This is a genomic window from Oleiphilus sp. HI0080 (assembly GCF_001635135.1).
The window spans coordinates 1-5,636 of the sequence record NZ_LWFU01001128.1 but is presented as its reverse complement, the minus strand read 5'-3'; the positions used below and the strand labels follow the sequence as shown (position 1 = coordinate 5,636).

Annotated in this window: 4 protein-coding genes; all 4 read right to left on the bottom strand. The window is 49.9% G+C overall.

Annotated elements, in window-relative coordinates:
* On the bottom strand, positions 1-1,051 hold a 1,051-nt coding region (gene mraY, locus A3751_RS20345), incomplete at its 3' end, for a phospho-N-acetylmuramoyl-pentapeptide-transferase (protein ID WP_068458711.1).
* Positions 1,051-2,403, bottom strand: coding sequence for a UDP-N-acetylmuramoyl-tripeptide--D-alanyl-D-alanine ligase (murF, locus tag A3751_RS20340; RefSeq protein WP_068458710.1), 1,353 nt, complete (start codon positions 2,401-2,403; stop codon positions 1,051-1,053). The genes murF and mraY, both read right to left, overlap by 1 nt.
* Positions 2,400-3,941, bottom strand: coding sequence for a UDP-N-acetylmuramoyl-L-alanyl-D-glutamate--2,6-diaminopimelate ligase (locus tag A3751_RS20335; protein WP_068458709.1), 1,542 nt, complete (start codon positions 3,939-3,941; stop codon positions 2,400-2,402). Before A3751_RS20335 ends, murF begins: the two co-directional genes overlap by 4 nt.
* A 1-nt stretch (position 3,942) precedes the next feature.
* On the bottom strand, positions 3,943-5,636 hold a 1,694-nt coding region (locus tag A3751_RS20330; protein WP_068458708.1), incomplete at its 5' end, for a penicillin-binding protein 2.

Here is a 5,636-nt window from a genome sequence, read left to right as displayed (position 1 = left end):
AAACCAGAATCACGGTGACAATCCAGAAACGGACGATGACACGTGGTTCAGGCCAACCTTTTAATTCAAAATGATGATGCAGTGGCGCCATTCGAAAGATGCGGCGCCCTGTTAACTTGAACGATGCGACCTGCAAGATGACAGAAATGGTTTCCATCACGAACACGCCCCCCATAATAAATAAGACAATTTCCTGCCGAACGATGACAGCAACAATTCCCAGTGCCGCCCCTAAAGACAATGCGCCGACATCACCCATGAACACTTGTGCGGGATAGGTGTTAAACCAAAGAAAGCCAAGCCCCGCTCCAACCATCGCGCCGCAGAAAACAACAAGCTCGCCTGAGCCCGGTACGAACGGAATATGAAGATAATCGGCAAATACCGCGTTGCCGGAAACGTAAGCAAAGATTCCAAGGGCGCCCGCGACCAAAACAGTGGGCATAATCGCAAGCCCATCTAAACCGTCCGTCAAATTCACTGCATTTGAGCTACCGACCAGAACGAAATAGGTCAAGACGATAAATGCTGGCCCAAGGTCGAATACAACATCCTTGAAAATCGGAATAATAAACGCGGTCTCTTGTGGCAGTGATGCGGTCCAATAGAGTAAAAACGCGGCGACCAAGGCAGCCACCGACTGCCAAAAATACTTCCATCTCCCCGGTAAGCCTCGCGAGTTTTTCTCTACTACTTTACGGTAATCATCTACCCAGCCAATCGCTCCGAATGCGACACACACGAACAATGTTATCCAAACATAGCGGTTCCCTAAGTCTGCCCACAGCAGCGTAGCAATGCCGATGGCGACTAGTATCAAAGCCCCACCCATAGTTGGCGTGCCGGCCTTGCTTAGATGGGATTCTGGACCGTCATCGCGCACCGCTTGGCCGATTTGACGCGTACTCAAGCGATGAATCATATGAGGACCGACCCACAACGCGATGAATAAAGCGGTAATCACGCCCAAGATCCCACGCAGGGTTAGGTATTTGAAAACTGCCAAAAACCCAAAATATTCACTCAGTACGTCAGCTAACCAGTAAAGCATCAGGCACACCCTCGCTTATGCAGACTTACGACGTCTTCTAACGCAACGAAACGTGATGCTTTGAGCAGGACAGTTAGCGGGTTTTGGTTAACACCTGCCAAGGCATTTGCGATTGCTTGCTTGCTGTTAAACACTGTTGCTTTACTTCCTATTCGGCTGGCCATCTGCTCTGCAAATTGACCAATTAACCATATTTCTTCTATCTGACTCTGCGCAGCATATTCGGCAAGCTCCAGATGCAACCGCTCGGCTAGCCCCCCTAGCTCGCCCATTTCACCTAACACAGCAATCCGATAGCTTGCTTCTGCTGCAAGTACGTCGAGCCCCGCCTTCATTGATGCGGGATTTGCGTTGTAGGCATCATTAATAAGAGTGATACCTGAGGCTAAACGCTCTCGGCTCAGACGGCCGGACTCAGCTTGATACTGTGATAGACCTTCTACGACTGCGGCTAAATCGATATTCAACGACAGCGCCGCTGCGCATGCCGCCAATGCGTTCGATACGTTGTGCATTCCCGTGGCAGCAGAAGTTACCTCAACGCTCTTACTTTGATAATGCACTCGAAACGTCGTGGTCTCAGAGCCGAGAACGACATGATCAGCAAACACCATGGCCGCATCGTTCGCTACTGAGTAAGTAATCACTCGCTGACCTGAAAGGCTTTTTAACCAGAGATCGCTAGCAGGATCATCTATATTGACGATCGCAACCCCCTGCTCGCCAAGCACCTCGTAGATCTCTCCCTTGCCAAGAACAATATTCTCGTAGCCGCCAAACTCTCCGATATGTGCCGTGCCCGCATTTAAAAGAATCGAAACATCCGGCTTTACAAACTGCCCAAGGTAACGAATGTCCCCTATATGCCGTGCACCGAGCTCGACGACTGCTGCGACATGCTCTGAACTAAGCGTCATGAGCGTCAATGGCACGCCAATCTCATTATTTTGATTGGCCAAAGTAGTGCAAACTCCTCCTTGCGTGCTCAAGATGGCATACAACATGTTCCGCGTTGTTGTCTTGCCAGAACTTCCAGTAATGGCGACAACTGGCTTTCTAAAATGCTCTCGACAATACGCCCCAATGGCACCCAGAGCATACCGGGTATCATCAACAATCAGACGACTCTTTGAGACCTTACAATCCCGTTCCAATACAAATGCGGCAGCGCGATCTTCTACTTGTTCAACAAAGCCATGTCCATCGAACTTATCACCCTTCAGAGCCAGGTAGAGATCTCCATCAGCGACTTTTCTGGAATCCGTACTGACTGATTTGAACAACATATCGTCGCCAATCAATTCACCACCACAGCGCTTTTGCAGTTCAGAAAGTGGCATATCAACAATCACGACTGCTCGCCCTCTCTGGTATCGTGTGCCGAGCCCTGCCCTATTCCCAAAAGCGCTCTGCAACAGTCTGCATCGCTGAAGGCGTATTTCTGGCCGTTCACTTCTTGGTAGTTTTCGTGCCCCTTTCCTGCGACCAAAATCACATCGCCAGCTCTCCCATGCTCATAGGCATAACGAATAGCCTGCCCACGATCCTCAATCAACGCGACGGCATCGCTTGAATCAAAAGCGGACTCGATATCAGCAAGAATCAATTTCGGATCTTCGGTTCTCGGGTTATCGCTCGTGATCACCGAGAATGCTGCATAAGTGCGGGCGACCAGTCCCATTTCCTTTCTTTTACCTTTGTCGCGATCTCCACCACAGCCAAACACAGCAATTAACCGGCCATTGCACAGTGGCGAGAGCGTTTTTAGAACATTTTCGAGCGCATCCGGCGTATGGGCATAGTCAACTACCATCAGCGGTTCGCCTGGCGCGCTAAACGTCTCAAGACGCCCTGCGACGGATCGAACTAAATTGATGTTACCCAACTCCTTAGCAGAGTTTTTTCTCGCCAAGGCAACACCCAAAACACAGAGCAAGTTGTAAAGATTGAATTGCCCCAGAAGCGGGCTATTCAGCTCTACACTATCAACACCAACATTGATGACTGCTCGAGTTGTCTTTTCATAACTCACTTGCTGGACAGATATTTCTGCATCGACCTTAGTACTCACTCTGATCTTTCGAGTCTCGGGACGCACCTTTTGAAATATCTTGGATGCATAAGGGTCATCGACATTCACAACGACATAGCGCAACGACGGACAAGCAAAAAGCTGAGCCTTCGCATCCGCATAGTCGTCCATTGTTTTATGGTAATCGAGGTGATCACGACTAAGATTTGTGAAAACCGCACCACTAAAACGCACCCCTTCTACGCGACCCTGAGCAAGACCATGAGAGCTCACTTCCATCGCTACAAGCTCGGCACCAACGTCTCTCAGATGCGCTAAATAACGATGCACATCAACGACATCGGGTGTCGTGTGATTCGTTTCGATTAGCTTTTCGCCTCGAGCGCACATCCCATAGCCCAAGGTGCCAATCACCGCAGTCGACAAACCAACGGAGGCACAAAACTGGGCTACATAATTTACAACCGAGGTTTTTCCATTCGTGCCCGTCACACCAATAACTTCAAGCTCAGCGCTTGGCTTATGGAAAAAACGATGCGCTATTTCACCCACATGGCGACGAAGACCGGGAATGTACAGCTCTACAGCGTCCCCATCTTCGTGTGCATCTAGATCTTTAGCCTTATCTTTTTCATCGCAATCAATCAGTACAGCGGCAGCACCGCGCTCGATTGCATCACGCACATTCGCTTCTGCATCAGAGCTCTGCCCAGCTAGGGCGATAAACAAGTCGCCTTGCTTGACGGCTCGACTGTCCGACACCAAGCCATGTATCTGTGTATTCAACGCAGATGGAACATGCTCGATGCCCATCAATAAACTTGCTAAATCTGAGTGGTACTGGCGCGGTTTATTCATATCAGCCCCTCTTACCTTCGTCAGCCAAAGCCGATTCTTGATTTGCATGCATTAAAGGCGCTAAATCATCTGGCGCGACGTCTAGAATACGCATCGCACCGTTGATCACACGAGAAAAGACGGGAGCAGCGACTTCGCCACCATAATACTCGGCGCCCGCAGGCGCCTCGATAACGACAACGGCAGCTATCTTTGGTTTTGAGGTCGGTGCCACACCGGCAAATAGTGCCTTGTACTCATCTGAGTTATAACCATTTCGGCCAACAGTGTGCACTGTGCCGGTCTTACCGCCCACAGCATATAGTGGAACCTGCGCCCGCGTGCCGGTACCGCCCTTCTCGACAACGGCTCGCATCGATTGAACAAGATCAGCGGATATATCGCTACTTAGCACTTGGAGCGACGCATCATTTTGCTCTTTCCTAATCAAACTGAGACTGTGCTTGTGGCCGCCATTGCCTAAAATCATATACGCCTGAGCGAGTTGGAGCGCCGTAGTACTTAGGCCGTAACCGTAAGACATTGCAGCCAATTCAACAGGACGCATAGAAAAAGGATCTGGTAATTGGCCGATATTCTCTCCAGGAAAGCCGATCCCTGTTCCTTGACCCAAACCAAGCACATAGAACATATCCCAGAGCGCCTCCGGCCCTAAATCGAGCGCGATTTTGCTTGTTCCGACGTTGCTCGATTTTTTGATCACATCTAGCAGGCTAAGGCGTCCATAATTCTTATGATCACGTATTGATCGTCCACCCAAGCGCAAGTACCCAGGCGCCGTTTCGATCGGACTAGAAAGAGAGTACTTATCGGAGGCAAGCGCTGCAGCCATTGTTACCAGCTTCATGGTAGAGCCCGGCTCAAACAAATCAGTAATTGCGCGATTGCGTAAATGTGAGACGTTTAAGTTTTGCCGATTATTTGGATTGAAAGAAGGCTGATTCACCATCGCAAGCACTTCGCCACTCTCCACATCCAAGAGCACGAGTGACCCTGAACGCGCTTTATGGGTATCCACAGCCGCTTTTAGTTCCCGATAGGCCAAGTATTGCAAGCGCATATCCAGCGACAAAGAGATATCTTTGCCCGGTTTTGCGAGCTCTGTTGTGCCTAGATCTTTAATGACCTGACCAGCCCGATTCTTAACAACTCGCTTCTTCCCCTCGCTACCGTTCAACCAATCGTTGTAGGCAAGTTCGATACCTTCCTGCCCCTGCTCATCGATGTTGGCAAAGCCGACAACATGTGCAGCAACCTCTCCTGCCGGATAAAAACGCTTATACTCTCGTCGGCTGTAAATACCAGTGAAGCCCAGCTGCATGGCTTGCCGGGCTTCGTGAGGAGATGTCTTACGCTTGAGATAAACAAACTTCTTGGAAGTGTTAGACTCTAGTCGTTTCTTAAGCCACTTCTTGTTTACACTGAGCGCCGAGGCAAGTCGGGCATACTCCTTTTCATTGAGCTCTATCTCGCTAGGATTGGCGTAGATTGTTTCAACCGCTGCGCTAATGGCTAAAGGATCTCCATTTCGATCGGAGATAGTTCCGCGATGCCCAGGAATCCTTTCGTAACGAATTGAGCGCACATCGCCCTGATAGGATAAAAAGCTCTGCTCAAAAATATGTAAATGGACCGCCCTACCAAGCAAAGTCAGAATCACAAGCGTCAGCATGGCTAGCAGCGCATAGTAGCGCC

What these genes read in the sequence shown, in the direction of transcription:
- A3751_RS20335 (WP_068458709.1), bottom strand. Translation starts at nt 3,941, where the DNA reads ATGAATAAACCGCGCCAGTACCACTCAGATTTAGCAAGTTTATTGATG.